This window comes from Kribbella solani, assembly GCF_014205295.1.
Classification (GTDB): Bacteria; Actinomycetota; Actinomycetes; order Propionibacteriales; family Kribbellaceae; genus Kribbella; species Kribbella solani.
Genome location: NZ_JACHNF010000001.1, coordinates 1,967,589 through 1,992,145 on the forward strand (window position 1 = coordinate 1,967,589; position 24,557 = coordinate 1,992,145).

General features: G+C 69.5%; 23 protein-coding genes and 1 pseudogene. 9 read left to right on the plus strand and 15 right to left on the minus strand.

The features are described from left to right. Window positions 1-109: 109 nt before the first annotated feature. From HDA44_RS08745 to HDA44_RS08755, 4 genes and pseudogenes are all read right to left on the minus strand, one after another. Window positions 110-436 carry a DUF1876 domain-containing protein gene (locus tag HDA44_RS08745; protein WP_337905744.1) on the minus strand — a complete coding sequence of 109 codons (327 nt, stop codon included), beginning with the start codon at window positions 434-436 and terminating at the stop codon, window positions 110-112. Between the two features lie 355 nt (window positions 437-791). After that, a pseudogene (locus HDA44_RS37075) lies at window positions 792-1,307 on the minus strand (ATP-binding cassette domain-containing protein); the annotation flags it as partial. Between the two features lie 121 nt (window positions 1,308-1,428). After that, the gene (locus HDA44_RS08750; RefSeq protein WP_184832802.1) at window positions 1,429-2,232 is read right to left on the minus strand and encodes an ABC transporter permease; all 804 of its coding nucleotides are present in this window, start codon (window positions 2,230-2,232) and stop codon (window positions 1,429-1,431) included. Further along, window positions 2,229-3,122, minus strand: coding sequence for an ATP-binding cassette domain-containing protein (locus tag HDA44_RS08755; RefSeq protein ID WP_184832804.1), 894 nt, complete (start codon window positions 3,120-3,122; stop codon window positions 2,229-2,231). The genes HDA44_RS08750 and HDA44_RS08755 overlap by 4 nt, the downstream gene beginning before the upstream one ends. Window positions 3,123-3,364: 242 nt before the next feature. Between HDA44_RS08755 and HDA44_RS08760 the strand changes: the two genes are divergently transcribed. Further along, window positions 3,365-4,729, plus strand: a complete 1,365-nt coding sequence (locus tag HDA44_RS08760) for an MBL fold metallo-hydrolase RNA specificity domain-containing protein (protein ID WP_184832806.1) — start codon at window positions 3,365-3,367, stop codon at window positions 4,727-4,729. Between the two features lie 159 nt (window positions 4,730-4,888). Beyond that, window positions 4,889-5,464 carry a flavodoxin domain-containing protein gene (locus HDA44_RS08765; protein WP_184832808.1) on the plus strand — a complete coding sequence of 192 codons (576 nt, stop codon included), beginning with the start codon at window positions 4,889-4,891 and terminating at the stop codon, window positions 5,462-5,464. Window positions 5,465-5,542: 78 nt separating this feature from the next. On the opposite strand, the gene HDA44_RS08770 is transcribed toward HDA44_RS08765, so the two are convergent. Then, complete coding sequence (locus HDA44_RS08770) at window positions 5,543-5,857, minus strand: metal-sensitive transcriptional regulator (protein WP_425557125.1); 315 nt, start codon at window positions 5,855-5,857, stop codon at window positions 5,543-5,545. An 82-nt stretch (window positions 5,858-5,939) separates the two neighbouring features. On the opposite strand from HDA44_RS08770, the gene HDA44_RS08775 reads away from it, so the two are divergent. After that, entirely contained in the window at window positions 5,940-7,331 is a 1,392-nt protein-coding gene (locus HDA44_RS08775) for an MBL fold metallo-hydrolase (protein ID WP_184832810.1), read from the plus strand. A 35-nt stretch (window positions 7,332-7,366) separates the two neighbouring features. Then, window positions 7,367-7,531, plus strand: coding sequence for a hypothetical protein (locus HDA44_RS08780; protein ID WP_184832811.1), 165 nt, complete (start codon window positions 7,367-7,369; stop codon window positions 7,529-7,531). A 33-nt stretch (window positions 7,532-7,564) separates the two neighbouring features. On the opposite strand, the gene HDA44_RS08785 is transcribed toward HDA44_RS08780, so the two are convergent. The 4 genes from HDA44_RS08785 to HDA44_RS08800 form a co-directional block, all read right to left on the minus strand. Beyond that, on the minus strand, window positions 7,565-8,512 hold the full coding sequence (locus HDA44_RS08785) for a hypothetical protein (protein ID WP_184832812.1): 948 nt from the start codon (window positions 8,510-8,512) through the stop codon (window positions 7,565-7,567). Further along, window positions 8,509-9,198, minus strand: coding sequence for a cytochrome b N-terminal domain-containing protein (locus HDA44_RS08790; protein ID WP_184832813.1), 690 nt, complete (start codon window positions 9,196-9,198; stop codon window positions 8,509-8,511). The genes HDA44_RS08785 and HDA44_RS08790 overlap by 4 nt, the downstream gene beginning before the upstream one ends. Then, window positions 9,195-9,344, minus strand: a complete 150-nt coding sequence (locus HDA44_RS08795) for a hypothetical protein (protein WP_184832814.1) — start codon at window positions 9,342-9,344, stop codon at window positions 9,195-9,197. The genes HDA44_RS08790 and HDA44_RS08795 overlap by 4 nt, the downstream gene beginning before the upstream one ends. 109 nt (window positions 9,345-9,453) lie before the next feature. Next, a complete protein-coding gene (locus HDA44_RS08800) occupies window positions 9,454-10,086 on the minus strand; it encodes a hypothetical protein (RefSeq protein WP_184832815.1) in 633 nt (210 codons plus the stop codon). 159 nt (window positions 10,087-10,245) lie between these two features. Between HDA44_RS08800 and HDA44_RS08805 the strand changes: the two genes are divergently transcribed. Beyond that, window positions 10,246-11,310, plus strand: a complete 1,065-nt coding sequence (locus HDA44_RS08805) for a BtrH N-terminal domain-containing protein (protein ID WP_184832816.1) — start codon at window positions 10,246-10,248, stop codon at window positions 11,308-11,310. A 5-nt stretch (window positions 11,311-11,315) separates the two neighbouring features. Here the strand turns inward: HDA44_RS08805 and HDA44_RS08810 are convergent, their stop codons facing one another. Beyond that, window positions 11,316-13,589, minus strand: coding sequence for a N,N-dimethylformamidase beta subunit family domain-containing protein (locus tag HDA44_RS08810; RefSeq protein ID WP_184832818.1), 2,274 nt, complete (start codon window positions 13,587-13,589; stop codon window positions 11,316-11,318). A 326-nt stretch (window positions 13,590-13,915) separates the two neighbouring features. Here HDA44_RS08810 and HDA44_RS08815 point away from each other — a divergent pair, with 326 nt between their 5' ends. From HDA44_RS08815 to HDA44_RS08825, 3 genes are read left to right on the plus strand one after another with little or no spacing between them, the layout of a single operon-like run. Continuing rightward, window positions 13,916-15,844, plus strand: coding sequence for a neutral/alkaline non-lysosomal ceramidase N-terminal domain-containing protein (locus tag HDA44_RS08815; RefSeq protein ID WP_184832820.1), 1,929 nt, complete (start codon window positions 13,916-13,918; stop codon window positions 15,842-15,844). Then, a complete protein-coding gene (locus tag HDA44_RS08820; protein WP_184832822.1) occupies window positions 15,828-16,694 on the plus strand; it encodes a 2-oxo acid dehydrogenase subunit E2 in 867 nt (288 codons plus the stop codon). The genes HDA44_RS08815 and HDA44_RS08820 overlap by 17 nt, the downstream gene beginning before the upstream one ends. Further along, the gene (locus HDA44_RS08825) at window positions 16,691-18,133 is read left to right on the plus strand and encodes a wax ester/triacylglycerol synthase family O-acyltransferase (protein ID WP_184832824.1); all 1,443 of its coding nucleotides are present in this window, start codon (window positions 16,691-16,693) and stop codon (window positions 18,131-18,133) included. Before HDA44_RS08820 ends, HDA44_RS08825 begins: the two co-directional genes overlap by 4 nt. Here the strand turns inward: HDA44_RS08825 and HDA44_RS08830 are convergent. The 4 genes from HDA44_RS08830 to HDA44_RS08845 all read right to left on the minus strand — a co-directional run bounded on the left by HDA44_RS08830 (window position 18,117) and on the right by HDA44_RS08845 (window position 22,242). After that, on the minus strand, window positions 18,117-18,866 hold the full coding sequence (locus HDA44_RS08830) for an esterase/lipase family protein (RefSeq protein ID WP_184832826.1): 750 nt from the start codon (window positions 18,864-18,866) through the stop codon (window positions 18,117-18,119). The two genes, HDA44_RS08825 and HDA44_RS08830, sit on opposite strands and share 17 nt — an antisense overlap. A 100-nt stretch (window positions 18,867-18,966) precedes the next feature. Continuing rightward, a complete protein-coding gene (locus tag HDA44_RS08835) occupies window positions 18,967-20,271 on the minus strand; it encodes a sugar ABC transporter permease (protein ID WP_184832828.1) in 1,305 nt (434 codons plus the stop codon). Continuing rightward, window positions 20,258-21,016, minus strand: coding sequence for an ATP-binding cassette domain-containing protein (locus HDA44_RS08840; protein ID WP_184832829.1), 759 nt, complete (start codon window positions 21,014-21,016; stop codon window positions 20,258-20,260). Before HDA44_RS08840 ends, HDA44_RS08835 begins: the two co-directional genes overlap by 14 nt. A 2-nt stretch (window positions 21,017-21,018) precedes the next feature. Continuing rightward, complete coding sequence (locus HDA44_RS08845) at window positions 21,019-22,242, minus strand: substrate-binding domain-containing protein (protein ID WP_184832831.1); 1,224 nt, start codon at window positions 22,240-22,242, stop codon at window positions 21,019-21,021. A 237-nt stretch (window positions 22,243-22,479) separates the two neighbouring features. Between HDA44_RS08845 and HDA44_RS08850 the strand changes: the two genes are divergently transcribed. After that, a complete protein-coding gene (locus HDA44_RS08850; RefSeq protein ID WP_184832833.1) occupies window positions 22,480-23,172 on the plus strand; it encodes a DedA family protein in 693 nt (230 codons plus the stop codon). Between the two features lie 23 nt (window positions 23,173-23,195). Here the strand turns inward: HDA44_RS08850 and HDA44_RS08855 are convergent, their stop codons facing one another. Continuing rightward, window positions 23,196-24,485, minus strand: a complete 1,290-nt coding sequence (locus tag HDA44_RS08855; RefSeq protein ID WP_184832835.1) for an alpha/beta hydrolase — start codon at window positions 24,483-24,485, stop codon at window positions 23,196-23,198. Window positions 24,486-24,557 lie beyond the last annotated feature (72 nt).

Consider the following 24,557-nt stretch of genomic DNA (forward strand, 5'->3'; position numbering starts at 1 on the left):
TCCACCTCCAGCTCAGCTCGCCGGACGCGACGGCAGCAGGGCCCTCCGCACCGAAATCCGCCGGACTTTCGGCCCTGCCCGCGGGCCGCCGGAGCGGCGGTTCGGCCGGTCAACGGTGGACGTGTACGGGCCGGTGCGTGACTGCCTCGATGTCGGAGGCGGCCGCGTGCAGCAGCTTGTGGGCCAGATCCGACAGTGCGCGGGCCACCGCCAACTCGTCGCCGACCTCAGGGATCTCGGTGTCCTCGGGACTCCGGTGGGCCACGCCGCGCCCGATCAGGTGGGTCTTGTCGTTCGTGTGCAGGCGAGCTTCCGCGTGCGTGGTCCGATCGTCGTCGTGCTCGTCGACGTAGATGTCGACGCGCCACCGCCTGCTCGTGATCGTGGTGGTCATGGTCCTGTCCTTCCGCCCGGAGATTTCCCCTGTCGCGGCCATCGTCGGAAATCCACCGCCCGCCGGACAGGGCCGTCCGGTCCAACCGGCGCGGGAACTTCTGCCCTGCTTCCTGGGGTACCCGAGCACGATCCACCGGCTCGAAGCCGCCCAGCTCGGCGTCGCGGACGATGCTCGCCCGGTCCGCCGCGACCTCGTGACGCGGCCCGGACAAGGCGTCGTCCTGGCTGTCGTCGGCGGCGCGCTTGCTCAACTCCACGACCCGTCCCGCGCACAGCGTGGCGTCGGACCCGGCCTGAGCTGTCACCAGCACGGCGGCACCACCCGCGGCCGCTTCGTGCAGCAGAGCCGGCAGCACCTGGCGGGCGGCATCGTCCAGCTCGGTCATCGGGTCGTCCAGGACGACCAGCTCGGGCTCGTGCATCAACGCCTGGACGATGCCGAGCCGCCGCAGCTGACCGTGGCTCAGGACGCTCATCGGGCGATCGAGTTCCAGTCCCAGCCGGCCGGCAAGCTGGTGCGCGTGCGCCGTACCGCAGCCACGCACCGCCGCGCAGATGTCCAGGACGTCGCGGGAGGTCAACGACCCCATCGTCTCCAGATCCTTGACCAGGTAGCCGATCCGCCCTTTCAGGTCGGCCGTGACGGGGTCGGTGCCGAGCACCTGGACCGATCCGGCGACCGCCAGTTCGCCGACGACCGCCCGGCTGACGGTGCTCTTGCCGACGCCGTTCGGGCCCGTCAGGACGACGACTTCGCCGTACCGCACGACCAGGTCAGTGAACCGCGCGCCGTACACCGACACCGCTGCCAGCCGTACTGCGTTGTCCGACCGCTCCACCGTGTCCATCACAAGCCTCCCCATCGCTTGCTTCGAGTCTCTCCGGCGGGCTGTGAGCCGGGCCACAGCCATCCGGCCCGACTCCTTCGGACCCAAGCCCCCGCGCGGCACAGCCGGATGGACCGTCCGGTCAGGGTCCTTCAGCACCCCGGCAGAACTCTCGTCGCGAGGTGTCTGGGCGACCCGCGCGGCGTCAGCGGGTCAGGTCGCGACGGGTGAACCGGACGACGGCCGCCACCCCCGCGACCACGGGGATGGCGGCCAGTACGACGAGATCGCCTCCTGCTGCCGTGCCGCCCAGCAGGTCGACCGGCCGGAAGTAGTGGAACGGTGAGGCGAAACGCAGGCCGCTGATCCCGTCGATGAGCAGCGCGATGAAGTTCAGGAAGAACCAGCCGACCACGATGCCGACCGTGATCCCGATCGCCCGGCCGCGCAGACTGGACGCGGCCGAGACCAGCAGGCCGACCATCGCGACGCCGGCGAACAGCAACCACGAACCCGCGAACGCCCGCAGCACCGCGGCCATCGGCAAGGACGACACCCCGGTGATCGTCTGCCGGGCGACCAGGACGGCGGCCAGCCCGCCCGCCTCCGCGGCGGTCACGGCCACGATCGAGGCGGCGGCTTTCGCGGCCAGGAAGCGCACCCGCCCGACCGGCCGGGTAAGCACCAGGTCGATGGTGCCCCGCTCGATCTCGGTGGCGACCGAACCGGCCGCGACCAGCAGCGCCGACGAGGTCAGCAAGGCGAGGACGACCGGGTGGGTCATCCCGAGACTCAGCCATCCGCCGGGATGGAAGAAGTCGGCCGAGCCACCGAGGAACGCGGTCATCGCCTTCGGCGGGGACTGCAGGAACGGCACGCTCGGCGCGTCCTTGGTGAACGACGACGAGGCGAAGAGGACCAGGTAGAAGAACACTCCGGCACCGAGGCTCAGGACACCGATGGTCCGGCGTACCTGCCGAAGTGTCTGCCGGAACACCACCAGACTCATCGCGCGTCTCCGTAGATCTCGAAGAACATCCTGGCGAGATGTTCCGGCTCGCAGCTGAACTCCTGGACGGCGAACGTGCCGAGCCGCCGCATCAACGGCTCCATGTCCCCGCGGAACTCGAAGCGGTACGACCAGCCGTCCCCCTCCAGCGCCGAGACGCCCGCGATCGCGAGCTCTCCGGCGGGAACCGGCTTCTTCAGCACCAGCGTGCACCGGCGGACCCGTTCACCGGTCAGATCGGCCGTCGCCCGGGTCACGACGATCCGGCCGGCCTTGACCACCGCGACCCGCTCGGTCGTCTGCTCCACCTCGGACAGGATGTGCGAGGACAGGAAGATGGTGCCGCCGGCCCGCCGATGCTCGTCCAGCAGCCCCGCGAACCGCTCCTTCATCACCGGGTCGAGGCCCTCGGTCGGCTCGTCGAGCACCAGCACCCGCGGCTCGTGCTGGAACGCCTGTACCAGGCCGATCTTCTGCCGCATGCCTCGCGAGTACAGCCTGACCTGGCGCCGCAGATCGATCGACGACAGTTCCAGCCGGTCACACAGCTCCTGCCGGCGTACCGGCGGACGCCCTTGCAGGTCGCCGAGGTACTCAAGACACTCGATGCCGGTCAGCTGCGGCCACAGACCGAACTCTCCCGGCAGATGGCCGACGTCCGCCAGTACCTCGCTGAGATCGGTGGCCACATCCCGGCCGAGTACCCGAATCGTTCCGGCCGTCGGCCGCACCAGGCCGAGCATGCTCCGGATCGTGGTCGTCTTCCCGGCGCCGTTCGGGCCGACGTACCCGAAGGCCTCTCCCTCCGGCACCGTGAAGGACACACCGTCGACCGCCACCTTGTCGCCGTACCGTTTGACCAGCCCGGTCACCTCGATCGCTGCGCCCACCGGCCACCTCCGCCCCTGTCGGCAGCCATCGGCTTCCTGCTGCGCCGCGGCCGCGCGTGTCTCGGCCCTGCTATGTCGACGGAACCGCCGGCCGGACCGTCCCGACAGAGGCCGATTCCCCGATTCCGGTGGTCCGTTGGTCCCGCGGGCCGGGACTCTTGACCCCGGTGCAAGGTGCCGGTCCCGCGGCGAGCCTGGAGGAGAGCGAAGGAGTCAGCCATGATCAGAGCGCAGGACACGCCATGAGTACGCTCACGTTCCTCGGCGCGGCCGGGACGGTGACCGGCAGCAAGTTCCTGCTCGAACACGACCGGCAGCGGATCCTGCTCGACTGCGGCATGTTCCAGGGCGAGGCCCAGTGGCGCCGGCGGAACTGGGATCCGTTCCCGATCGACCCGGCGACGCTCGACGCCGTCGTCCTCACGCATGCGCACCTGGACCATTGCGGCTACCTGCCGAGCCTGGTCCGGCAGGGCTTCCACGGCCCGGTGATCTGCACCCCTGGTACGGCCGGGGTGGCGGCGATCGTGCTCCGCGACGCCGCCCATCTCCAAATGGAGGACGCCCAGCACGCTCGCGCCGGCGGCTACTCCCGGCACGATCCACCGCGGCCGCTGTTCGACACCGAAGACGCGGAGATGGCGATCCGGCTCTTCCGCCCCACCGACGGCCGCGTCGAGCTCGGCCCGGCCGCGGTGACGCTGCACCGGGCCGGCCACATCCTCGGCTCCGCGTTCGCCGAACTCGAACTCGCCGGACGGCGGCTCCTGGTCAGCGGCGATCTCGGCCGCCAACGGCACCCCTTGCTCCGCCCGCCGGAGACTCCCCCGGCCGTCGACACGGTGCTGATCGAATCCACTTACGGCGACCGCCGCCACCAACCGCTCGACCACGCCCAGCTAGCCCGGCTGATCAGCACCACCGCGGCCCGCGGCGGCGTCGTCCTGATGCCGGCATTCGCGATCGACCGGACCACCGTCCTGCTGCACGAACTGGCCGGCCTGATGCGAGCCGGCCTGATTCCGCACCTGCCGGTGTATGTGAACAGCCCGATGGCGCTGGCCGCCCTCAACGTCTACCGCGCCGCCGTCACGAACAAGTCACCCGAGCTCCGCCCCGAGATCCTCGGCGGCCCGGACCCCTTCGACCCCGGCACCCTCCGGCTGGTCCACTCCGTCGAGGAGTCGATGCGGATCAGCGATCCCGGCCGCCCGTCCATCGTCATCTCCGCGTCCGGCATGGCCACCGGCGGCCGCGTCCTGTACCACCTGGCGCGACTGCTGCCCGGCAAACGCAACACGGTCGTCCTGCCCGGCTTCCAGGTGCCCGGAACCCGCGGGCGCGCACTGCTGGACGGCGCTCGCACGGTCAAGATCCACGGCCGCTACGTCCCGGTCCGCGCCCAGATCACCGGTCTGTCCGAGTTCTCCGCACACGCCGACGCCGACGAACTGATCGGCTGGCTGTCCGCCGCGCCCGAGGCGCCGGAGACGGTGTACGTCGTGCACGGCGAGGACCACGCCCGCGCCGAACTCGCCCGCCGGATCCAGGACGAGCTCGACTGGACCGCCGTCACCCCGGCCCACCTCGAGCGGGTGCGGCTCTGATCCTGGCCTGTCTGATACCGGCCTGGGTGATTCCGGCCTGGGTGATCTGGTACGGGTGATCTGGTCCGGCCGTCGAAGGTCCCGCTGGGCCGGGCCGTTCGGCACTGCTCCAGGCACAGTACGGCCTGATGTGCTTGGTACGACTCGAAGGAGGCTGCGATGTCGAAGAAGGTACTCGTGGCGTACGCCAGCAAGATGGGCGCGACCGCCGGCATCGCCGAGGCGGTCGGGGCCGAGCTCCGGGCGCATGGGCACGACGTCGAGGTACTCGATGTCGCACTGGTCAAGGACGTCACGCCGTACGACGCCGTCGTCCTGGGCAGCGCGATCTACCTTCGGCGCTGGCGCCGCGAAGCCGTCCGGTTCCTCAGCCACAACGTCGAGGGGCTGCGGCACCGCCAGGTCTGGCTCTTCCACAGCGGACCGGTCGGCCCCGACAAGGACCAGGACCAGGTGATGCCACCGGCCGTCCGCCACCTCGCCCACGAGATCGGGGCCACCCCGGCCGTCACCTTCGCCGGCCGCCTCGAACCGGCGACCGCCACCGGCTTTCTGGCCCGCCGCCTGGCCTCCGGCAACCTGGCCGGCGACTTCCGCGACTGGGACCGGGTCCGCCGCTGGTCGGCCGACATCAGCGCCGCGATCGAAGCCACCCAGCGCAGCTCCTGGCACCGTCCGCCCGACGTGGCACCCAAACGCACCGGCAAGCACCCCGCCGGCCACTTCCTCGGCTGAGCCCGGTCGAACCCGCGTACGTCCCGCCCTGGCCCGACCGCCGCGCCGGCCCGGACGCGCCGGGCGGCTGCCGCGCGGTCAGGCGAGGGCGAGGAAGAGCTTTTCCAGCTTGGCGGTGTCGACGTCACTGTTCTCGTCGGTGAGGCAGCGTTGCAGGCCGGTGCTGACGATCGCGTACCCGGATCGCGAGAGCGCCTTGTTCACCGCCGCCAGCTGGGTCAGCACCGACTCACAGTCCGCGCCCTCCTCCAGCATCCGGATCACGCTGCCGAGATGCCCGTGCGCGCGCTTCATCCGAGTGACGATCGGCTTGATCTCGTCCGGCTCGAAGTCCATCGAAACCCTTCCCGTTCCGTCCGTCGCGGCGTCCGGCCGGGCGCCACCGGCCGCCATTCTATATCCCCCTGGGGGGATCTGTTAGCATCGTCTAGAACCCCCCAGGGGGATGCACCGCAGCCCAGCCAGTGAGGACACGATGCCCGGCCAGCACAGCCAGCCCGCGACCAGCCTGATCGTCCGGACCGTCGAGACGCCGTCGCTCGGCGACCGCAGCTACCTCGTCCACGACGGCGAAGTCGCGTTCGTCATCGATCCGCAGCGCGACATCGACAGGATGCTGGCGCTGCTGCGGGTCGAGGAGGTCCGGCTGACCCACATCTTCGAGACTCACATCCACAACGACTACGTGACGGGCGGACTGGCGCTGGCCGAGGCGACCGGGGCCACCTACCTGGTCAACGCCGACGACGAAGTCGCCTTCGAACGCACCCCGCTGCGCGGCGGCGACGTCGTCCGGATCGGCGACCGGATGCAGGTCCGCGCCATCCACACCCCCGGTCACACCTTCACGCACCTGTCCTACGCCCTCACCGACAACGACCAGCCCATCGCGGTCTTCACCGGTGGTTCCCTGCTGTACGGCGCAACCGGCCGGCCCGATCTTCTCGGCCCGGACCACACCGACGCGCTCGTACGCCACCAGCATGCCTCCGCCCAGGAGCTCGCCCGGACGCTGCCCGACGAGACCAGGATCTTCCCTACCCATGGATTCGGCTCGTTCTGCTCGGCAACCCAGTCCGAGGCCACCGAATCGACCATCGGGCAGGAGAAGCTCGGCAACCCGGCCCTGACTCAGGACGAAGCCGACTACGTCCACGATCTGCTCGCCGGCCTCGGCGCCTGGCCCGCGTACTACGCGCACATGGCCGCCGCCAACTCCGCGGGCCCGGATGCACCGGATCTCGCGCTACCGGAGCGCGCCGATGCCGCCGAGCTCCGGCGCCGGATCGAGGCCGGCGAATGGGTCGTCGACCTGCGGACCCGCACCGCCTTCGCGGCCGGCCACGCACCCGGCACCCTCAACTTCGGCCTCGACGGCGCGTTCGCGACGTACCTCGGCTGGCTCATCACCTGGGGCACCCCTCTGACGCTGCTCGGCGAGACCGCCGCCGACGTCACCCAGGCACAGCGCGAACTGGTCCGGATCGGCATCGACCGGCCCGCGGCGCACGCCACCGGCGACCCCGGGCAGTGGAGTGCCGGCGCTCCGGTTTCCTATCCGGCCGCCACCTTCGCCGACCTGGAGCTCGTCCGGCACCATCGCGACGTCGTGGTTCTCGACGTCCGCCGGGCCGAGGAACACCGCACCGCCCGGATCGTGGGTGCGGTCAACATTCCGGTGCATGAGCTGCCGCGCCGCCTCGGCGACGTACCGCCTGGCGAGGTGTGGGTGCACTGCGCCGCCGGGTACCGCGCCTCGATCGCCGCCTCGCTGCTGCACGCGGCCGGACGCACCCTTGTTGCCGTCGACGACCAGTTCGAGAACGCCGCAAAGGCGGGCCTTCAGCTGGTAGCCGGAGAACTCTGACCGGCGTACACCCCAACCCCAGAAGGAGAATCTCTATGTGCCGACCCGTCACCTGCAAGACCTGCTCCAAGACCACCTGGGCCGGTTGCGGCCAGCACGTCGGACAGGTCAAGGCGATGGTTCCTGCCGATCAGTGGTGCCCCGGCCACCCGAAGGCCGAGCGCCAAGGCAGCTGGCTCGACCGCCTCCGCGGACGGTGACCGCCACCGCCCGCGGAGCGCGCCCGTTGTTCGTCAGGTTTGGTGGCGGTAGTAGTTGCGCCAGATCAGGCGATGCACGGGCACCCAGCGCGGGATCGACCGTACGCCGGGGATGAACGGCACCAGGATCAGACCTAGGGTCAGGACCATCATCAACGCCCAGACCTGGGCGTCGGCGTTGTCGGAGGTCGAGAACGGCTTCACCTGGTACCAGAACGTGTACAGCCACATCCACGGCTGGCCGGGGTAGTTGCCGGTCTCGTTCATCATTCCCCACTGGTCGCCACCGAGGTTCCGGGCGCGGGCCTGGTCCTCCAGGTACGCGCCGTCGGACAGCAGCAACAGCCCACGGGTCGCATCGCCCTTGTAGAAGTTGCCGCTGGCATCCAACGCGCCCTCGAGCCCGCCGGCTCGCGCGAGCTGAAGGAACTTCGCGGCAAGCACCGGAACCGGACCGAACCCGGCGGACGGTTTCACCGCGGCGGGATTGCCGTCGGGCGCGGCGGTGAGCGCGTTGGCGTACGCGGTCGCCCACTTCGTCTGCTGATCGCCCGCCGCCGAACTCCAGGTGCTGACCGCGCCGGCAAGAGCGGCATCACCCTCGACCGCGCGCAGCGGTGTGATGACCAGGTCCTGCGCGGAGTCGACCGGGATCCGTACGCCGGCCCACTTCTGCAAGGCGATCGGTCCCAGCGCCTGCCCGGTCGCCGCGTTGTTGTACGGCGGCCCGTACCCGGCGCTGGTGGTCGTACCGGCGAGCTCACCGGCCGCTGTCGCCACCACGTCGTTCGGAGCCTTCTTGGCCCAGTCGGACAGCGTGATGGACTTCTCGTCCGGTGACGAGAACACCGCCGCCAGCACGGTCGTGAGAACAGCCACCACGATCAGGGCGACAACGAACTCCTTGACCAGGTCGTACGGCCGGGTCGGGAAGGTGTGGGCGTCCGGCGTACGCCGGCGGCGCGTGGTCGTCGCGGTCATGACGCACTCCCAGGGTCGTCGTGGGACGGGCCGTCGTGGGGCGCGTCCGCGTCGATCGGCGGTACGACCCCATGGCGGCGGACCAGGACGATGTGCAGCACCACCAGGACGCCGACCGCGGCCGGCAGCAGGGCGATGTGCCACATCAGCATCTGCCCCGGATCGAGGACGTTGAACCAGGCGCCGATGCCGACCGCGTTGAGCCCGTCCTTGGCCTGCGAACCGATCCATTGCGAGTCGAAGTTGGACTGCGACAGGTAGCCCGTGAACGCCGTTCCGATCGAACCGAGGAACGCGACCACCCCGGTCATCCAGGTCAGCGCGCGCCGGCCCCGCCACGCGGCCATGAAGAACTTGCCCCAGAGGTGAATGACCATGAACGCGAAGAAGAGCTCCACGCTCCACAGGTGCAACGAGTTCACGAAGTGCCCGGTCGAGGAGGTGTGCCACCAGGTCGCGCCACCGAGCGCGAGCACGGCGCCGGAGGCCAGCACCACCAGGAGCGCGGCCAAGGTCAGTACCCCGAAGACGTAGATCCAGGAACTCACGTACGCCGGTTGACGATCCGGGAGCAACTGTCCGGCCGGCACGGTCCGGCCGAGCCGCGTACGCAGCGCGGCTGTCCAGTTACTCTTCGCCGGATCGCTGTGTTCACCGGACGCCACGCGGCTGACGAAGGACGTCATGATTCGTCCTCACCCTCGTCGCCGGAGTGCGAACCCGGGAACGGGACGACGATCGCGAGGACGAACACCACGACCATCGCCACGATGATCACCAGGTTGGTCACCGAGATCTGAACAACTCCCCAGTGAATGTAACGGCCGGCCATCACGCCACCTCCGAACAGCTGATTTTCTCTCACCATCCGCACCGGCGCCGGGCCCGAACAGGGCCGTTCGGCCCGGCTCGGCAGGGCCAATGCCGAATTCGGCTGCCCGCTACTCGCTCCTGATGAACCTGGCCGGATCGCCGCCCGCGCTCGCCGCGGACGACAGCCACGCATCCAGGCCCGCTGGGTCCCGGCGGCCCAGCTCGTCCAGGCAGCGCTGGCGCTCCATCACGATCCGGAGGCGCTGGTTGTCGGTCTTCGCGTGGCGCAGTGCTTCGTAGCTGTCGCGCCATTGCCGGCAGAGCTCCGCGGTACTGCGATTCGGGACGTGGCGGCGCCGAACCTCCGGACCGAATCCCAGTCGCGCCGCGCTCCATTGCACGACCTGCGGCGAGCCGGCAGCCAGCAGTACGACCAGCCACACGATCGCCGGGCCGATCGCCACGGCGAGACTGACGACCAGCGTGGTCACCCCGGACACCGAGGTCACCGCGGTGACGACCTGCCGACGTGTCCAGCGTCGGCTGATCGCACCCTCGCCGTCGCCACTGCCGTACATGCTCGCGGCCGTCGTACCGGCCACGACGGCGATCAGAATCGCCAGCACCAAGGTTTCCGCGGGCAGCAAGAGGGCCGCGGCGATCACGGCGAAGACCAAGAACGCCCCGCAAGACACCCGCCAGACAGCTCGATAGACCGCCAATTGCGCGCCCAACGCCCCCGCACCATCGACTGCGCTCATCGCCGTGCCTCCGTGATCCAGGCTCGTCCCCTCCCTCCACTTTCGGCGGCAGACCCCGTCCCGGCCAGGGCCGAAAGTCCTGGCTCCGGGTCAGGACCTTCGGCTCTGGGGACGGATGCCGGGGTGCGGCAGGCTGGATCGGACGAAGGAGGTACCGAGATGACGACCACCACCGGCGGGCCGGTGACACTTCGCTCCTTCCCGGAGTTCGGGTGTTACCCCACGCATCATTGCGTGACCGGATCGCTGAAGCATGTGTACGGGTTCCACGGCTACCAGATCAGTGAGGAACTCCTGCTCGGCCTCGGCGCGGGGCTCGGGTTCGCGTACTTCCACTTCAAGGGCGGCGATCCCTTCTACGGCGGCCGCGCCAACAACGCGAGCCCGAAGAACGAGGGCTTGGAGAAGACCGTGGGCCGCCGTACGGGCGTCGCCGTCGCAGCGCACGTCACGACCAGTTCCCGGGTCGCACAGCAGGGACTCCGGCAGCTCCTGCTCGCCGGTGAGCCGGTACTGGTGTACGTCGACATGGGTCTGCTGCCGTACTTCGGTCTGCCGCCCGGCTACCACTTCGGTGGACACGTCGTCGTCGTGGCCGGCTACGAACCCCGGACCGAACAGGTCCTGATCGCGGATCGTGACGAAGAACTTCACCCGGTCGACTGGGACGTCCTGGAACAAGCCCGCGGCTCGGCCTGCCGGCCGTTCCCGCCGCGGCACACCTGGTACACCTTCGACTTCGGCAAGGCCCGCGACCCGCGTCCGGAAGACGTCCGGGCCGCGATCGCCGAGGTGTGCGACGGCATGCTCGACCCACCGATCGCCAATCTCGGTGTGCCCGGGATCCGGAAGGCGGCCGAACAGACGCTGCGGTGGCCGGAGGCGCTCGGCACGGCCGCGCTCCGCCGTACCTGCTTCACCACCGCGCTGATGATCGACGCTCGCGGCGGCACCGGCGGCGGCATCTTCCGTTACCTGTACGCGCGCTTCCTGGACGAAGCCGCGATCATCACCGGCGACGTGCACCTGGCCGAACTCGGCTACGAGCTGACCGCGATCGGCGACCGGTGGGAGGACGTCGCCGCCACCTTCGCCGCGGCCGCGGAACTCGACGACCCAGCCGTCGCCCTCGAGTCGGCCACCACCCCGCTGCACGACATCGCCGACCGTGAGGAGTTCGTCTGGCAGCGCCTGCGGGCCCTGGTCAACCGCGACATCACCTGACCTTCTCAGTCACCCGGGTCGATCGCGATCGATTGCCTGGGAACGCCGACCCGCAGCGCGGCAGCACCGGCGCCGGCCTGGAGCTGGATCGTCCCGCGCCCGACCCACTCGGTGATGTTGCTCAGCATGATCGCCACCACCTGCTGCGACGCCGCCGCCGGGGCCGGGAAATTCCAGTTCGCCGGGCACCGGCGGACCAGGAAGCAGCCGTACGCGAACGACGAGCCGTTGAACACCCGCGCTCCGGACGGCGCAACGAACGCGGTCGCTTGCATCGGAGCCGCCCGCCCGTTCGTCCGGCAGGTACCGGTGCCGCTGGCAACGATGTCGAGTCCTGGCTGTCTGTACAGTCCCGGCCAGACATAGTCGATCTCCCCCGCCAGGAACCCCGGCACCACGGTACCGGCCGCGATACCGCGGAAGAGCCAGCTGTTGCCGGTCCGCAAGGTGTTGCCCAGGTCCGCACAGACGTACTCTGCTCCGAGCAGCGGCTGCGACGCATAGCCGTCACCCAGGTACCGCCAGATCGTCGAGTCGTACCCGGCGGTGTACCGGTCGATGTCCCAGTACCGCCGGCTGCCATCGGTGAACGTGATCCGCCGGTACGCCGCGTTGGCGCCGAGGTTGGCGACATTGACGCCACGGGTGATCGCCTGGCTGAGCGCGGCCCGCATCTGCAGCGAGTAATACTCGTCGTGACCGGGCAAGTAGATCGTCCCGGCCCGCGCCGGCAACTGGCCACCGAACTGGTCCAGGTCGTTGTCGGTCCAGTAGGTCACGTCCAACCCTTTGGACTCGGCCCAGAACACGAGTCCCTGCTCCAGCGGCAAGTACTGCCCGGAGCCTTGGCCCTCGGTGTACGGACGGTCGAACGTCAGCCGGCCGGAGCCGGTGTTCAGGCCGCTGTAGAAGCTGACACCGCCCCAGCTGTTGTACGCCTCCCAGGTCGTGTTCGCCTGCTGGATCAGCAGCGCGTGCTTGGTCCCGGTGTCGTCCCGGACCGTCAGCGGCGCGTACGACGCGTACGTTCCGTCGCTGACCCTGATCAGGTACGTTCCGGGCACCCAGTCCTTCGTCACCGGAACCGTCAGCGTCTTCGACCACTGGGCCGCCGACGTCATGCGCAAGGGGTGACCGTTGGCCGTACCACCGGTGGTCGGCGCGGGCTGCACGACCGTCGGCACACCGTTCCGGCGCCAGATCTCCCGCGCTCCGAGGCCCTGGTAGTACCCCATCCGGTACGCCACCACGCTGACCGGCCGGCCGGAAGTCACCTTGAGGTCGACGGTGTCGCCACAGGTCACGGACACCTTCGTGAGGTAGGCCGACAACGGGCCGTTCATCGTGCTCGGGATCGCCCACTGGCTGGTTCCGGGCTTCGCGTTCTCGGCGACCGTCGACGGCCACGAGGACGGGCAGCCCGCGGGGATCGGCGCGAACGGCGCGACCGGGACCGCCGGCATCGGGGCCGGCGGCGCGATCAAAGCCAAGGTTCCGGTGCCGGACATCAGGGTGCCCGCCGACATCGCGAGGCTCAGGATGCCGCCGTACTTCGACAACAGCACTCCGTAGACCGGAATCGACAGCCGCGCACCGGCGCGAACGCGCAACGGAACACGCGGCTGCCAGATCGCGTACCCCTTGGACGTCGACAACGTCCCGTTCACGCTGGTGACCCGCCCAGCGGCACCCGTGGGCAATTGCATCCGGACCGCGGTCAGAACACCCGCGGTTCCGGCCGTCCCCGCGTAGTACAGCGCGGTCCGTTGTCCCGGGATCGGGTTGGAGGCGGTGATCCGCACGTTCGCGGCGATCGGGCGGCGCACGGCCGCCGTACCGGAGGACAGGATCGCTCCGGTCGTTCCGGTCGCCATGAAGCCCACTGTCCACGGCCCGCCGCTCGGCAGCCGTACGCCGTAGAAGGGGATCGCGAAGCGAGCACCTACCGCGACCCGCACGATCTTGCCCGGCACCCACCGAAGGACGCCGGGTGCCACGGTACGGACCGTGCCGTTCGCCGACGTGATCCGTCCGGCCGAGCCCCGGGGAATCGACACCGTGACGTCGCGCAGCTGCCCGGCACGGGTCGCCGTCGCGCGATAGGTCAAGGTCGCGGTGCTGCCCACGGCCGTCGCCGTGACGGTGACATTGGCGGCAACCGCGCTCGCGGGCGCCGCGATCAGACTCGCCGGAACAAGCAGAACAGCCGCGGCCAACGCGGCCCGGCGGCGTACCGGTGACGAGTTCGAGCGGCGTACCACCACGGTGACGATCTTCACGGTTTCTCCCCCAGGTCATTGCGGAGGAGCGTCAGACCGGACCGTCATCCCCCACCCGCACCCAGCCGATCCGTCCGACGGCCCCCTCCGGTGCGCTGTGGCAGCACCCTCGCAGACCAGCCCGCACCGGAACAGGGACCAACGGCCCTTTACGACGACCCGAAAGTCCCGCCGCCCGTTCCGCGGTGCAGCTTGGGACCAAAGGCCCTGTGCGGGTTTGGCGTGCGGGCTGAGGGTGGGAGGGTACGGAAGGGGTACGAGATGGGCAGGCTTGACGATCGGGTCGCGTCGGTGACGGGAGTCGCCGGCGGGTACGTGGCCCGCTGATGTTCTCCTGCGGGCGTGGGATCGCGGACATCACCGGCGAACCGGCGGACACCGGCATGCTCGGCTACGGCAAGTCGAGCCAGCGCAGCGACGGCATCCACCTCCGGCTGCGCTCCCGCGCCTTCGTGATCGCGACCGGTGAACGCCGGCTCCTGCTCGTCGTCAACGACCTGCCGATGGTGTTCGACAGCGTCCGGCGTGCGCTGCTCGATCGGCTCCGGGTGTTGTACGCGGAGCTGTACACCGAGCAGAACACCATGGTCACCGCGACCCACACCCACTGCGCGCCCGGCGGCTATTCGCATCATCACCTGTACCACTCGAACACCGGCGGCTTCCGCCCGAAGACGTTCACCGCGATCGTCGACGGTATGACCGAAGCCGTCGTCCGTGCCCACGACGACCTCGCCCCCGCCACCCTGACACTGATCCACGGCGAGCTGCGGGACGCGAGCGCGAACCGCTCGAAGGTTGCCTTCGACAACAATCCGGCGGCGGACCGGGACCGGTTCCCGGACGCGGTCGATCCGCAGACCACCGTGCTGCGGATCGACCGCGCCGGTACGCCGGTCGCGGCGATCAACTGGTTCGCCGTGCACAACACCAGCATGACCAACGCGAACACCCTGATCAGCGGCGACAACAAGGGGTACGCCGCGTACCACTGGGAGCGTCTCGTCGCCGGGGTGGACTACCGTGACCGCCGGCCCGGAGACTTCGTCGCCGCCTTCGCGCAGACCAACGCGGGCGACCTCACCCCCAATCTCGACCTGCGGCCAGGGCACGGTCCGACCGGCGACGAGGCCGAGAACACCCGGATCATCGGACTGCGCCAGTACGAGGCCGCCGCCCGCCTGATGACCACGAGTGGCACGGTGCTGACGGAGGACGTCGACTACCGACTGACGCATGTGGACCTCAGCGACGCCGTGATCCGGCCTGAGTTCACCGGTGACGGCCGGGTACATCGCACCGGTCCGCCGATCGGCGGCGCGGCGGCGCTGGCCGGCAGCGAGGAGGACGGTCCGGCGTTCCGCGGCTTCCACGAGGGCCGGAATCCCTTCTGGGACCGGGTTTCCAGCCTGATCTACAGCCGACGGCCAGGACTGCGCGACGTACAGGCACCGAAGGCGCTCGTTGTCGCCGGACTCCGCGGGCACTACGTGGCCCGGCGCGCTCCGGTGCAGCTCCTGCGCATCGGGCGGCTGTATCTCCTCGGCGTACCAGCCGAAGTCACGATCGTCGCCGGGCTCCGGCTCCGCCGCACCGTCGCGGCGATCGTCGGCGCCGACCTGGCCGACGTGCTGGTCGCGGGCTACAGCAACAGCTACCTGCACTACATCACCACGCCGGAGGAGTACGACACGCAGCAGTACGAGGGTGGCAGCACGCTCTTCGGCCGCTGGACCCTCCCCGCGCTCCAGCAAACCGCCAGTGACCTCGCGACCGCGATGCGGGACGGTAAGCCGATCCGGTACGGCGACGCGGAACCTGACGTACGGCGACCGCGCACCGCCCGCCCGCGAATCCCCCGCGACAAAGCACCGGCCGGCCGCGAGTTCGGCGACGTGCTGCTCGAACCACGACGCCGGTACCGGCCCGGGGACACCGTCACCGCGATCTTCGTGGCGGCGTACCCGAACAACGACCTGCGCCGCAACGGCAGCTATCTGGAGGTCGAACGCCGGACTGCCGACGGCTGGCAGCCTGTCGCCGACGACGGCGACTGGTCCACGACGTTCCGCTGGCGCCGGACGCGTACCGGGCAACTCGCCGTCGTCACGTGGGTCGTACCCGGCGACGCGACCGGTGAGCACCGGATCCGCTGTCACGGAAAGGCTCATCGGCAGGTCCTTCGGCCCTACACGGGCACCTCGCGGCTGTTCACCATCGAGGGCAGAGGAGGACGCCATGTGGACCAGATCTGACGGCCGGCGCGTCGTCGGCCTTCCCGACGAGCGGGCCATGATGCCGTTCATCATGCGCCGCCGGAGCGAGTCGGCGGTGTACTTCGAGCAACTGGTCGACATCGCCGCCGCGCGGGACTGGGTCGAACGCTGGAACGCGGCCGGCGGACCGCACTTGAGCTTGTTCGTCCTCGTCCTGCACGAACTCGCCGGCCTGCTGCACGCCCGGCCGCGGATGAACCGGTTCGTCGCCGGCCGCCGGCTGTACGACCGCGACGGTGTCCACCTGTCCTTCGGGGCCATGAAGGAGTTCTCGGACGACGCCCCGCTGGAGATGATCAAACGCCGGTTCGAACCGGGCGAGTCGCTCGCCACCGTGATCAGCAGCCTCGAGACCGCGGTTCACGCGGCCCGCGCACACGGCATCGGCGATCTGGACAAGGAAATGAAGTACTTCCTCGCGCTGCCGGCGCCGGTGCTCGACGTCGCCGTCTCGGTGTTCCACTGGCTGGATGCACGCGGGGTCCTGCCGTCAGCCATCACCCGGTCCGATCCGATGTACTCGTCGGCCGTGGTCTCGAATCTCGGCAGCCTGAAGACCGACGCGGCTTTCCATCACCTGTACGAACACGGCAATTGCCCACTGTTCCTGGTGGTCGGCAGGATCCGGCCGGTGCCGGTCGTCCGCGACGGGCGCATCGAAGCACGGCAGATTCTCCCGCTGCGCTGGACGTTCGACGAGCGGATCGAGGACGGTCTGTACGCCACTCGCTCGGCCGAACTGCTCCGCGACCGGCTGGAGGACCCGATCCGGTACCTCGGGTTACCAGAGGACGCGGTCCGGCCTGACGGCGTACGGAAACCGGCATGACGGCGCGGCAGGTCGACGATCTCGGCGCGATGTACCTGGCCGCCGAGAACGATCGCGTCCGTACCCACACGGCGGCGCTCATCACGATCGACCCGGCCGCGCTCCCCGGCGGTGTACTCACCGTCCAGCGGCTCCGCGCGTTGCTGCGCGAGCGCCTGGAGCTGGTGCCGGTGTTCCGCCGCCGGCTGGCCGGCGTTCCGCTCGGGCTGGACCGGCCGTACTGGATCGAGTGCGAGGCCGACCTGGAGTTTCATGTCCGGGAGATCGCACTGCCCGAACCCAGCAACGACGAACTGCTCCGCGAGCAGGTAGCACGCATCTTCGCGCGTCCGCTGGATCGCTCGCGCCCACTCTGGGAGATGTACCTTATCCAGGGCCTGAGCGGCGGCCGGGCCGCCGTACTGACGAAGATCCACCACGCCGCCGCCGACGCCGAGTCGGCGCTCGGGATCGTCGCCGCCCTGACCGACACCACGGCCCACCCCCGCCGCCGTCCACCCTCATCATCATCATCAGCTCCGCCGGCGAATCCGCCGGGCATGGGGGCAATGCTGTTGCGTGGCTTGGGTGCCGTCGTACGCCAGCCGGTCCGCGCCGTGACCGGACTGCCCGCCGCGCTGTCCGGCGTGGACGAGACGCCGGTCTTCGGCACCATGCCCGGAGCCCGTCTGATCGGAGCGACTACTGCCCTCCTGACCCGCCGGCGCCGGCATACACCGATGCCGCGGGCGCCCCGAACCTCGTTCAACCGGACGATCTCCCCGGATCGCCGGATCGGCATCTCCGACGTGCCGTTCGACGACGTCAGGCGCGTCAAGCAGCACTTCGCGGTCAGCGTGAACGACATCGTGATGGCGATCGCCGCGGGCGCGCTCCGCCGCTGGCTGCTCGACCACGCGGAGCTCCCCGACCGCTGCCTGACCGCGATCGTGCCGGTCTCGCTCCGGACTCCCGGCTCGGGGCCGGACGGCAATCAGCTCAGCGCCGTCGTCGTACCGATCCCGACGGACGTCGACGATCCGGCCGCCCGGCTCGGCGTCGCGCACCGCGCGATGCTGTCCGCCCTGCGGGACCTCGGCACCATCGCGCCGGACGCGTTGACCGACACGATCCGGATCGTCCCGCCCGCGTTCCTCGTCCGTACCGTCCAGTTCCTCACCCGCCTCAACACCTGGGCCCCGCTGACACCGGCGATGAACGTCAACATCTCGAACGTCCGCGGGCCCCAGCAACCGCTGTACCTGGCCGGCGCGAAGGTGGAGTCGATCGTCCCGCTGGCAGGTATCACCGACGGCCTCGGCCTGAATGTCACCGTGCTGAGCTACCACGGCCGGCTCTCGATCGGCGTCGTCGCCGACCGCCACCAGGTCCCCGACGTCCAACGGATCGCCGCCTGGATGGGCGACGAGCTCGCACTGCTGATCAAGTTCGCGCGCTGAACGACCGGACCTTGGCAGCGAGCAGGCGCTGGACGTGGCGGTCGGTACCCATGCCGTTGTGCGTACCGCCGACCTCGATGTGCTCGGCGGCCGGATCCAGGCACGCATGCCAGTCCACGACCGCGTCCTGGCGCGAGTACAGGGACACGAACGGCAGGCCGGCCGGCCACGGCGACTCGAGCAACGCGCTCGTCCGCTCCGCGCAGCCGCCGCTCAGGCAGTCCGTCGTCAGCAGCCACGGCCAGCCGCAGACGTTCAGCCTCGCCATCAGCTGGACCTGATGCACCAGCGCCTGAGTGGTCGCGAGCTGGTGCAGCAGCGGAGACGCCAGCGTGACCACACCGGCCAGCAACTCGGGCCGCCGTACCGCCACCATCCGGCAGAGCGTTCCACCGCGGCTCTGGCCGACGACCACCACCGGCCGCTCCGCCGCGGCGACAACGTCCTCGAGACGCCGCTCGAGCGACTCCACCAGCATCTCCGTACAGCCGGAGTTCACCGTGATACCGCTGGTGAACGTGGCATGCCCGGAGCGGCGCAGGTGCCGCGCCAACGGGATCATCGACCAGTCACCCGTCAGGAACCCAGGAACCGTCAGCACCGGAACCGGCCCGGACCGGGCGTCCACCGCCGGAACGCGCGGCCCGACCGCCTGCAGATAACCGAGCCAACCCAGCATCTCGCGCCGCCGCAACGCGGCCGGCGGACTGAACGGCTCCCAGACGTCAACCATCGCCCTCACACTCCTGTTCGAAGTGTAGATCGGATGGTCCCACGGTCCAGTGACGACGTACCGGCCGTGATCGGCGGACTGCAGACCCTCGGCGTTCGGGTCAGGCACGGCCGCGCCTGGACACCGCGTCGACCGTGACGGCAGCGACGAGGACCAGACCGGTGACGATGAACTCCCACTGCACCGACAGGCCCTGCAGATACATGCCGTTGTAGATGCCTCCGATCACCAGGCCACCGAGGATGCCGTGCACCGCCTTGCCACGGCCGCCGAACAACGAGGAGCCACCGATGACCGCCGCCGCCACCGCATACAGGACGAGCTGGCCGCCGTTGACGTTGTTGGACATGCCGCCCAGGTACGACGCGTACAGCAGACCGGCGACGCCCGCGGTCACCGAGCACAACACGAACGCCCACGTACGGATCACCGGCACGTTCACACCCGCCCGGCGAGCAGCCTCCGGATTCCCGCCGATGGCGTACACGTAGCGCCCGAAGCGCGACCTCTGCAGCAGAACGGTCCACGACACCAGTACCCCGAGCACGATGAACAACGCCCACGGAACACCCTGCAAGGTACCCAGCGCGGCCCGGTTGACGTTGCACACGGCAACAACCGCCGCACCCAGAACGGCGACCACCGCGACCTTGGCGAGCGTGACGCCGACCGGTGGCGCGACCAGCCCGTTCCGGCGGCGGCGCGCGTCCCGGCGATAGCTGTTGACGCCGAACACCGCCACGACCAGCGCCAGCGCGATCCAGCCCTGTACCGGCGTGACGTGCCCCCACATGAGGTCGTACAGCGCCTTCAGATTCGGCCCGACGCCACTCAGGCTCGGATAGCCCGAGAACGGCCCGAAGCCGAGCACGATCAGCAGTACGCCGTTGAACACGAGCAGCCCACCCAGCGTCACGATGAACGACGGCAGATGCAGCCGGGTGATCAGCGTGCCCTGGACGGCGCCGATCACGGCACACACCAGTAGCGCGACCGCGATCGCCGCCCACCACGGCCAGTGGGTCGTCGCCGGCTGGACGAGCTGCACGGCGATCACGCCACCGAGCGCGGCGACGTACCCGGTCGACAGGTCGATGTCGCCGAGCAGCAGCGCGAACGTCTCGGCCATCGCGAGCACCATGAACACGGCACTCTGCAGGAACAGGTTCACGATGTTGCCGGCGGAGAGGAACACATGCCCTGGGCTGACCGCCTGGAACACGATCACGATCGCCAGCAGGCCGAGCAGCACCGGCAGCATGCCGCTCTCGCCGCCCTTCAGCCGGGCGACCTGGGCCCTGCCGTACTCGCGAAGAGTCTGTGCGGTGACGCTGGGTGGCACCAGCGCCGGACTCACTTCGGCCGCGGTCTGGTCCGCCGCGGCGCCGAGGTCATCCTTCGGCATTGCCGTCCCCTCTCTGCACGACACCGGTCGTCATGTACTCGACGACGCGCTGCCGGTCGACCGTTGCCGCCGGCACCTGAGCGGCCATCCGGCCGAGGTGCAGCACGGCGATCCGGTCCGCGACCGCGAAGACGTCGTTCAGGTTGTGCGAGATGATCAGGACCGCGAGACCACGGGCGCGCAGGGCGCGGACGAGATCCAGCACCACCGCGGTCTGCTGGACCCCGAGCGCGGCGGTCGGCTCGTCCATGATCACCAGCTTGGAGTGCCACATCACCGCCTTGGCGACCGCGACCGACTGCCGCTGCCCACCGGACAGCGAGGCCACCGGCTGGCGGATCGACCTGACCGTCGTCACGCCCAACTCGCGCAAGGTGCCGGCCGCGGCCTTCTCCATCTCGTCCTCGTCCAGCAGCCGGTGCCGCAACTTCTCCCGGCCGAGGAACATGTTCTGCACGATGTCCAGGTTGTCGGCCAGCGCCAGGTCCTGGTACACCGTCTCGATCCCCAGCTCGGCCGCGTCCCGCGGACTGTGGATACGGACCGGCCGCCCGGCCCAGATGATCTCCCCGTGATCGGGTTCGTGGATCCCGGCGATGCATTTGATCAGCACCGACTTGCCGGCGCCGTTGTCACCGCACAACGCGGTCACCTGGCCCGCCGGGACCTCCAGATCGACATCGGTCAGCGCCTGCACCGCACCGAAACTCTTGGAGATGCGGCGCAGGCTCAGCAATGTGCTCATCGCTACGGCGTGATGCCCGCGGCCGTGCAAACGGACGCGCTGACCGTCGCGCACAGGGCTTTGGCATCGATGAACTTGTCCTTGATGACCGTCTTGGCCAAGTTGGCCGACGTCACCCACACCGGGGTCAGCAGCGACGCCGGCTGCTTGTTCCCGGCCACGCCCTTCGGCGGCGTCGTGGTCGAGTTGACCAGCGTGGCGGGCGGAGTCTGCTTCGCCCGCAGGTACGTCGCCAGCGCGACCGCGTCCTGCGCCTCCAGGTAGATCGGTTTGTACACCGAACCGCACTGGTAACCCTGCAGGATGTTGGTCATGCCTTGGATGGTGGCGTCCTGACCGGTGGTGGGGATCTTCTTCGCCCCGACACCCTTGTTCTTCAGGACCGTGACCACCGCGTTCGCCAGTCCGTCGTTGGCCTCGACGGTCGCGTTGATCTCGGGGTGCGCGGTGAACTGCTGCGTGAAGATCGTCGCACCGACGGCGTTCACCCACCCGGGCGTGATCTTGTCACCGATCAGCGTGTAGCCGGTGCTGCTCTTCGTACCGGCCGGCAGTGGCGTGGTCTCGGTCCCCCAGATCTTCGAGTTGTACCCCTGTGCGAACGACACCGCGTTCGGGTCGGTGTCCTGACCACCGTCGAGCTGGAACACCTTCGGCGCGGTCACGTGCCAGTCCTTCACACAGGCGTTGAATCCGGCCCCGATCAGCTTGCCCACCTGGACGTTGTCGAAGCTGACGTAGTACGTGTTCGTCCCGGTGAAGGTCGCGCGGTCGTAACTGATCAGCGCGACACCGTGCGACGCGGCGTACGCCTGAACCTGCGCGCCGACGGTGCTGTCGATCGGGTCGAAGATCAGCACCGACGCGCCCTGGGCGATGTCCGCCTGCGCCAGCGCCAGCTCGGTGGCGTCGACCCCTTGCGCGTTGTCGATCTTGTAGTCGCCGGCCGAGTAGCCCGCCGTCTTCAGTGCCTTCTCGATGTACGGCGCGTCGAAGTCGATGTATCGCGTCGACGACGTGGTGTCCGGCAGGATCACGCCGACCTTTCCCTTACCCGCCGCGGTGGTCGACGTCAGCTTCGACATCGCCGCGAACGACAGGTCGAACGAACTCACGCTCAACGCGGGGGGAGAGCTGGACGCGGACGGCTGTGACGACGGCGACGTACCGCCACCACCGCACCCCGCGACCAGCAACACCGACAGCCCGACCGCTGCCTGCCCCATCCTTTTGCTCACCCTCATGTCGTTGCCTTCCTCCCCTATCCGGCCGTACACCGGCCTGTACTCCGGATGGTCCGAGGCAACGGGCCGCGACCCTAGGGACCAAGGACCCGCGCGGAGCAGCCGATGGACCCGGACGGACGCGGCCGCCGGGTCCCGCGTAAACAGAACATCACTGTCCGAGTTCGTGCTAGGCTAAGTTGAACACCACTGTTCGAGAACGAGATCCCCGGGGGCACGATGACCGACTCGGAGCACTCGCCGCCGGCCGCCCGATGGCGCCGGGTGGTGCCCTGGCAAGGAAGCGCGGGCCCGGTCGACTTCGCGCTGATGAGCGCGATCCTCGGCGTGGTCCTGCTCGGGCTGGCGCTGCGGCCGGTCAAGCCGTTCCTGCTTGCCTCGCACCCGATTCTCCTGGAGTTCCTCACCGGCGATCTGACCGCGATCGGCGCCGCCGCTGCCTTCGCCCGGGTCGGCGACACACCGCTGTGGGTGGTCGTCGCCGTCGGCGCGGCGGGCATGGCGAAGTTCGACTGGATCACCTGGTGGACCGGCCGGCGCTGGGGCCTCGGCATCATCCGGATGTTCACCACCAGCCAGCGCGCCCTGCGGTTGGCCGGCCGGGCCACGGAGCTGAATCGCTGGACCGTCCGCGCGGCCGTCGTACTGGCCGTCTTGCCCGGCGTACCCACCGCGGTGGTCTACGCGATGGCGGGCTGGGCCGGGATGCGGCTGACCGTCTTCCTGCTCCTCGACCTCGCCGGCACCGCGCTGATGGCCGGACTGGTCGCGGCGATCGGCCACCAGCTCGGCCAGCGAGCAGTCGACGTCGTCCTGCTGATCGACCGCTACGCGACAGCAGTGAGCCTGACGCTGATCGCCGCCGCCGTACTCCTGCCGCTGGTCAAACGACTCGCTCGTCGGCGCGGCTGACGTTCTCCGGCCGGCCAGGCCGGCTACCGGACGGTGCCATTGGGCGGCGCGTTCGGGGTGAGTTGGCTGACGAACTGTGGAAACGCCTGGGCGAAGGCAGGCGCCGCGAACTGCCAGACGTGGCTGCCCGGCGAGATGATGAGCTGGGTCTTGATGCCGACCTTGGCCGCGGCGCGGGACAGGTCACCCGCCTCTCTGATGTGGATGGTCTCGGTGTTGCTGACCAGGAACAGGCCGGAGACGCCGGTGTAGGGGCCGTGGGTGCGCATGACGGTTTGCGGATCGTGCAGCGCACGATCCTTGGTCGATCCGCCGTAGAGGTCGGACAGGGTTTGGGTGGGGTTGCCGCTGTTGGGGGTGAGGTCTCCGGAGATGTCGACGAAGTGGCGGAAGGTGTTGGGGTGTTCGACAACGAGGCTGAGTGCGCAGGTGCCGCCCATGGAGAAGCCGGCGATGCCCCAGCGGTTGGGGTCGGTGGTGGTGTCGAAGGTTTTGGTGATGTAGTTGGGGATGTCTTTGACGAGATGGTCTTCGGCTTGGCCGCGGGGGCCGTTGACGCATTCGGTGTCGTTGGAGAAGCCGCCGGTGGCGTCCGCGAAGATCAGGATCGGGGCGTAGCCGTTGTGTTGTGCGGCGTAGGTGTTCGCGGTTTGCGGGGCGTTGCCGAGGCGTACCCAGTCGGGGGGTCCGCCGCGTTCGCCGCCGATGAGTTCGACTACGGGGAGTGTGTGCCGGAAGGCCGGGCCGCGGAACCAGGCGGGTGGGAGGTATACGTATTCCTCGCGGTGCGGGAAGCCGGAGTGGGTGGACGGGATCGTGACAGCGACCAGCTTGCCCTCGGCAAGTATTTTCCCGTCGGTTGGTGGCTGGTGCTTGATGCTGCTGATCGAGGTCACGCCGGGTAGTGGTGTATGTGTCCAGTCGTTCCAGACGGCGCCGATCGTCGGGTAGTACCCGGTGAACTGGTTCAGGCCGTTGGCGCAGACGAACGCGGCGAGGAGGGCGGCGAGGAGGGCCGTGCCGCGTCGCCACCATCTGGCGGAGCGCCAGCCGAGGACCAGGACGAGGACCGCGCCGATCGCGCACCCGGCCCAGATCCAGACAGTGGCGGGGAGTGGGTCCGTGATCCCCAGCAGCGCCACGCTCTCGCGCTTCAGAATCAGCGTCGCCACGACGGCAAGCACACCGGCGACCGGCAGCCAACGCACTCGCCAGCGCCGATCGCGCCACCCGATCGCCAGCAGCAGGACCCCCGCCGCGAGGATCTGCGCGACCACCGGCAGCCAGCCCCCCAGCAGCGAAACCCCCAGCATCAGCGATCCTCTCCCGGCACCTTCCCGGCACCGAAATCCAAGGTCACACCACGAGTATTTGACCACACACGC

Bases quoted from the DNA above. Each gene is read 5' to 3' on its own strand.
- HDA44_RS08745 (WP_337905744.1), bottom strand. From the start codon at position 436: ATGGCCGCGACAGGGGAAATCTCCGGGCGGAAGGACAGGACCATGACC.
- HDA44_RS08750 (WP_184832802.1), bottom strand. From the start codon at position 2,232: ATGAGTCTGGTGGTGTTCCGGCAGACACTTCGGCAGGTACGCCGGACC.
- HDA44_RS08760 (WP_184832806.1), top strand. From the start codon at position 3,365: ATGAGTACGCTCACGTTCCTCGGCGCGGCCGGGACGGTGACCGGCAGC.
- HDA44_RS08765 (WP_184832808.1), top strand. From the start codon at position 4,889: ATGTCGAAGAAGGTACTCGTGGCGTACGCCAGCAAGATGGGCGCGACC.
- HDA44_RS08770 (WP_425557125.1), bottom strand. From the start codon at position 5,857: ATGGCGGCCGGTGGCGCCCGGCCGGACGCCGCGACGGACGGAACGGGA.
- HDA44_RS08775 (WP_184832810.1), top strand. From the start codon at position 5,940: ATGCCCGGCCAGCACAGCCAGCCCGCGACCAGCCTGATCGTCCGGACC.
- HDA44_RS08780 (WP_184832811.1), top strand. From the start codon at position 7,367: ATGTGCCGACCCGTCACCTGCAAGACCTGCTCCAAGACCACCTGGGCC.
- HDA44_RS08785 (WP_184832812.1), bottom strand. From the start codon at position 8,512: ATGACCGCGACGACCACGCGCCGCCGGCGTACGCCGGACGCCCACACC.
- HDA44_RS08790 (WP_184832813.1), bottom strand. From the start codon at position 9,198: ATGACGTCCTTCGTCAGCCGCGTGGCGTCCGGTGAACACAGCGATCCG.
- HDA44_RS08795 (WP_184832814.1), bottom strand. From the start codon at position 9,344: ATGGCCGGCCGTTACATTCACTGGGGAGTTGTTCAGATCTCGGTGACC.
- HDA44_RS08800 (WP_184832815.1), bottom strand. From the start codon at position 10,086: ATGAGCGCAGTCGATGGTGCGGGGGCGTTGGGCGCGCAATTGGCGGTC.
- HDA44_RS08805 (WP_184832816.1), top strand. From the start codon at position 10,246: ATGACGACCACCACCGGCGGGCCGGTGACACTTCGCTCCTTCCCGGAG.
- HDA44_RS08815 (WP_184832820.1), top strand. From the start codon at position 13,916: ATGTTCTCCTGCGGGCGTGGGATCGCGGACATCACCGGCGAACCGGCG.
- HDA44_RS08820 (WP_184832822.1), top strand. From the start codon at position 15,828: ATGTGGACCAGATCTGACGGCCGGCGCGTCGTCGGCCTTCCCGACGAG.
- HDA44_RS08825 (WP_184832824.1), top strand. From the start codon at position 16,691: ATGACGGCGCGGCAGGTCGACGATCTCGGCGCGATGTACCTGGCCGCC.
- HDA44_RS08830 (WP_184832826.1), bottom strand. From the start codon at position 18,866: ATGGTTGACGTCTGGGAGCCGTTCAGTCCGCCGGCCGCGTTGCGGCGG.
- HDA44_RS08835 (WP_184832828.1), bottom strand. From the start codon at position 20,271: ATGCCGAAGGATGACCTCGGCGCCGCGGCGGACCAGACCGCGGCCGAA.
- HDA44_RS08840 (WP_184832829.1), bottom strand. From the start codon at position 21,016: ATGAGCACATTGCTGAGCCTGCGCCGCATCTCCAAGAGTTTCGGTGCG.
- HDA44_RS08845 (WP_184832831.1), bottom strand. From the start codon at position 22,242: ATGGGGCAGGCAGCGGTCGGGCTGTCGGTGTTGCTGGTCGCGGGGTGC.
- HDA44_RS08850 (WP_184832833.1), top strand. From the start codon at position 22,480: ATGACCGACTCGGAGCACTCGCCGCCGGCCGCCCGATGGCGCCGGGTG.
- HDA44_RS08855 (WP_184832835.1), bottom strand. From the start codon at position 24,485: ATGCTGGGGGTTTCGCTGCTGGGGGGCTGGCTGCCGGTGGTCGCGCAG.